This window comes from Pseudonocardia pini, assembly GCF_013870575.1.
GTDB lineage: Bacteria > Actinomycetota > Actinomycetes > Mycobacteriales > Pseudonocardiaceae > Pseudonocardia > Pseudonocardia pini.
This window is the reverse complement of record NZ_JACBXB010000483.1, coordinates 1-4,264: the sequence shown is the minus strand read 5'-3', so window position 1 is coordinate 4,264 and position 4,264 is coordinate 1. Positions and strand designations below refer to the sequence as shown.

4 protein-coding genes are annotated in these 4,264 nt (G+C 73.8%); 1 reads left to right on the top strand and 3 read right to left on the bottom strand.

Going from position 1 to position 4,264, the window contains the following annotated elements; genetic code table 11:
* Window positions 1–279 precede the first annotated feature (279 nt).
* Genes H5J29_RS22855 through H5J29_RS22845 form a run of 3 tightly spaced genes read right to left on the bottom strand, consistent with a single transcriptional unit; the run spans window position 280 to window position 3,260 of the window.
* Complete coding sequence (locus H5J29_RS22855; protein ID WP_181783094.1) at window positions 280–1,164, bottom strand: RluA family pseudouridine synthase; 885 nt, start codon at window positions 1,162–1,164, stop codon at window positions 280–282.
* Between the two features lie 37 nt (window positions 1,165–1,201).
* Window positions 1,202–1,747 carry a signal peptidase II gene (gene lspA, locus H5J29_RS22850; protein ID WP_181783093.1) on the bottom strand — a complete coding sequence of 182 codons (546 nt, stop codon included), beginning with the start codon at window positions 1,745–1,747 and terminating at the stop codon, window positions 1,202–1,204.
* 7 nt (window positions 1,748–1,754) lie between these two features.
* A complete protein-coding gene (locus H5J29_RS22845; RefSeq protein WP_181783092.1) occupies window positions 1,755–3,260 on the bottom strand; it encodes a potassium/proton antiporter in 1,506 nt (501 codons plus the stop codon).
* A gap of 125 nt (window positions 3,261–3,385) precedes the next feature.
* Here H5J29_RS22845 and H5J29_RS35320 point away from each other — a divergent pair.
* A partial coding sequence (locus H5J29_RS35320; RefSeq protein WP_181783091.1) for a sensor domain-containing protein occupies window positions 3,386–4,264 on the top strand: 879 nt, incomplete at its 3' end.

The window sequence follows — 4,264 nt, the reverse complement described above, 5'->3', positions numbered from 1 at the left end:
GGGCACCGTCGGTGTCACCCTCGTGCCATGACCAGCGCCATCACGCAGACCGACTCAGCCCCGCCCGGCCCGACCGCGCCCGACTCAGCCCCGCCCGACTCACCTCGGCCCGACTCGTCCCCACCCGATCCCAGCTGCTCACGGGCCGGACGGGGCGCGGAGTGACCCCCCGACTCCGATCCACCCGTGATCACCGGAGGTCGGCGGACCTCGGTCGACGGGGCCGGAATCGGCGGGTCCGCGGGCGAGGGGTCCGGGGTGGGGGCCGCGGTCGAGGGGTCAGTCACGCAACTTCTCGAGCGCCGACTCCAGGTCGGCCGGGTACTCGCTGGTGAACTCGACCCACCGCCCGTCGGCGGGGTGGTGGAAGCCCAGCGTGCGGGCGTGCAGCCACTGCCGGGTCAGGCCGATCCGCTTGGCCAGCGTGGGGTCGGCGCCGTAGGTGATGTCGCCGACGCACGGGTGCCGCAACGCGGAGAAGTGCACCCGGATCTGATGGGTGCGACCGGTCTCCAGGTGAACGGCGAGCAGGGAGGCCGCGCGGAACGCCTCGATCGTGTCGTAGTGCGTCACGCTCGGCTTGCCGTCCGCCACGACCGCGAACCGGTAGTCGTGCTTGGGGTGCCGGTCGATCGGGGCGTCGATGGTGCCGCTGGTCGGGTCCGGGTGGCCCTGCACGATCGCGTGGTACCGCTTGTCCACGGTGCGCTCCTTGAACGCCCGCTTCAGCACCGTGTAGGCGTGCTCGGACTTCGCGACGACCATCACGCCGGTCGTGCCCACGTCGAGCCGGTGCACGATGCCCTGCCGCTCCGCCGCACCGGACGTCGAGACCCGGATCCCCAGTGCCGCGAGCCCACCGATCACCGTGGGCCCCGTCCAGCCCGGTGACGGGTGCGCCGCCACGCCGACGGGCTTGTCCACCACGACGACGTCGTCGTCCTCGTAGAGCACGACCATGCCGCCGACCAGCTCGGGGGCGGCTGTGATCTCGGTCGGCACGGCGGGGTCCGGCAGTGCGACCTCCAGCCACGTGCCCGCGACGAGCCGGTCCGACTTGCCCGCCGCGCGCCCGTCGACCTCGATCCGGCCGTCCTCGGCGAGCGTCGCGACCACCGTCCGGGACAGGCCGAGCAGCCGGGACAGGCCCGCGTCGACGCGCATGCCGTCCAACCCGTCGGGGACCGGGAGCTGCCTGAGGTCACTCACCGGCCTTCTCCTCCTGCTTGCCCGCGCGGGTGCCGTCGAGCTCGCGGCCCGTCAACGCGAGCAGGACCAGCAGGATCCCGCCGCAGACCACCCCGGAGTCGGCGAGGTTGAACACCGGGAAGAAGGAGCCGTCCGTGCGCACGATCGACACCATGTCCACGACGTGCCCCTGCAGCACCCCCGGCGCCCGGAAGATCCGGTCGACAAGGTTGCCGATCGCCCCGCCGAGGATCAGCCCGAGCGCGATCGCCCAGCCCACCGAGCGCAGCTTGCGCGAGATCCGGATGATCACCACGACCACGCCCAGGGCGATCAGCGAGATGATCCAGGTGTAGCCGGTGGCCATGGAGAACGCGGCGCCCGGGTTCCGGACGAGGACCAGGTTCACGAGCCCGCCGAACAGCCGCACGGGCGGCTGGTCCTCCAGGGTCGCGACGGCGATCGTCTTGGTCAGCACGTCCAGCCCGAGGACCAGCGGCGCGAGCACCGCCGTGATCCAGACGGTCCGCGGTGGGAGGCCGGCGCTCTCGGGTTTCACCCCACGATTATGCGGGGGCGCCGGGGGTGTCCCGACCCGGCCCGGGATCGCCGTCTCGCCAGCGGACCAGCGCACCGCCCCGGTCGACCGCCCGGAGCCGCTCCTCGGTCCGTTCCCGGGCCTCCGCCGTGGCCACCACGAGCAGCTGGTCGTTCTCGCGCAGGCGGGTCTGCCCGTTCGGGGTGAAGGCCTTCTCGTCCCGCACCACCAGGCTGACCGTGGCCCCCGTCGGCAGCCGCAGCTCGCGCAGGTAGACCCCGCGCAGCTGCGAGCCGGGCGGGATCCGGACCTGCAGGAGGTCGGCGCCGAGCTCGTCCAGGGGCGCGGCGTCCACCTCCACCTCGCGGGCCTCCGCCACCCGCGACAGCCCCAGCAGCTTGGCCACCCAGGGCAGGGTGGTGCCCTGCAGCAGGGTGAGGATCACCACGAGCACGAACACCACGTCGACCAGCCGTTCGGCGCCCGGCGCCCCCTCCACCAGCGCGATCAGGGCCAACACGATGGGCACCGCACCCCGCAGCCCGGCCCAGGACAGGAACGCCTGTTCCCGCCAGGGCAGCCGGAAGGGCAGGGCCGCCGCGACCACCGACAGGGGGCGGGCCAGGACCAGCAGGACGCCCGCGGCCACCAGGGCGGGGACGACGGCGTCGACCAGCCTGGCCGGGCTCGCGTACAGCCCGAGCAGCACGAACAGCCCGATCTGGGCGAGCCAGCCGGTGCCCTCGGCGAAGGACAGGACGCCGCCGCGGTGCGGCAGCTTCGAGTTGCCCAGCACGAGCGCGCAGACATAGGTGGCCAGCAGGCCGGAGGCGTGTGCGAGCTGCCCGCCGGAGAAGGCGATCACGCAGACGCCGAGGGCGGCCAGCGGGTACAGGCCCGTCGACGGCAGCGCGGCCCGTCTCAGCCCCCACGCCCCGGCCCAGCCCAGCGCGAACCCGATCGCCGCGCCCGCGGCCAGCTCGTAGACCACGAGCAGCGGGGTGAGCCAGGTCAGCGGGTCGGTGGAGGCGAGGAGGAGGACGGCGAGGACGACCGGCGCGTCGTTCATGCCGGACTCCAGCTCCAGCGCCCCCGCCAGCCGGGGCGGCACGCCGACGCCCCGCAGCACGGAGAACACCGCCGCCGCGTCCGTGGAGGAGAGCACGGCGCCCCAGAGGAAGGCGGTGCGCCACTCCAGGTCCAGCAGGAAGTGCAGGCTGACCGCGGCGACCGCGATGCTGACCACGACGGCCACCGTGGACAGCCCGATGCCGATCCCCAGCGAGGGCCGGACGGCCTTCCAGCGGGTGGTCAGCCCACCCTCGACCAGGATGAGCACGAGCGCGGCGAGCCCGAGGTTCTCGGTGAGCGCGGCGTCCGAGAACCGGACACCGAGGACGGACTCGCCGAGGATGATCCCGATGCCCAGGTAGAGCAGCAGCGACGGCAGGCCGAGGCGGACGGACACACGCACGGCGAGCACGCCGATCAGCACGACCGCGGCGACGACGCCGAGCAGGACCTCCAGACTCATCGCACACCACCCTCGGACAACCCTATCCGTGCAGGTCGGAGCGCGATCACGGGGGTTGTCCCCCCGCCCGGTCCGGTGGCCGGTCGGATGGTCCCGGGCGGTCTCGGGTCCCTAGTGTTCCGGACATGTCCACCGCAACCGTGCAGGTCGCACGCCCGCTGCCGGACGCGGTGCGGGCGCTCGGCGCCCCCGCGACCTGGTCGACCGCCGCCCACCTCCTGCTCGACGTCGCGGTGGGGTTCGCCACGGCCACGATCGTCGGGTTCGGGTTGCTGCTGTCGCTCCTGTTGTTCCCGCTGGGCCTGCTCGGGGTCCCGGTCTGGTTGCTCACCGCGCGGCTGAGCGCGCTGCTCGGCAGGCTCGAACGGCGTCGGCACGCGGTGCTGCTCGGCACGCAGATCGACGCCGAACCGCTGCCGCCCGCCGACCGCCGCCTCCTGCGGTACGGCGGGACGCTGCTGCGCGACCAGGGCGTCCGTCGCAGGCTCGCCCACCAGCTCCTCGCCCTCCCCGTCGGGCTGCTGACCTCGACGCTCACGTTCACCCTGCTGACCTGGGGCATCGTGCTGCTGCTCCTGCCCGTGCTGGGGATCTGGCTGCCGACGTCGGAGGCCTCGTTCTCGGGCGTCGACGTCTCGGGGGTGGGGGCGCGACTCGCGGCCGCGGTCGTCGGTGCGGCGTTGCTGCTGGTCACGCCGTGGGTGCTGCAGCGGCTCGCCGCCGCGGACCTCCTGCTGGCCCGCACGCTCCTCGGCCCGGTCCCCGGCTCGCTGACCGCCCGGGTCGGTGAGCTGGAGCGCAGCCGCGCCCGGGTGGTGGACTCCGCGGAGGCCGAGCGCCGCCGGATCGAGCGGGACCTGCACGACGGCACCCAGCAGCAGCTCGTCTCGCTCGCCATGACCCTGGGCCGGGCGCAGGCGCGCTACCGGAGCGACCCGACGGGGATCGGCGAGCTGCTCGACGACGCCCACCAGCAGGCCAAGGACGCCGTCGCCGACATCCTT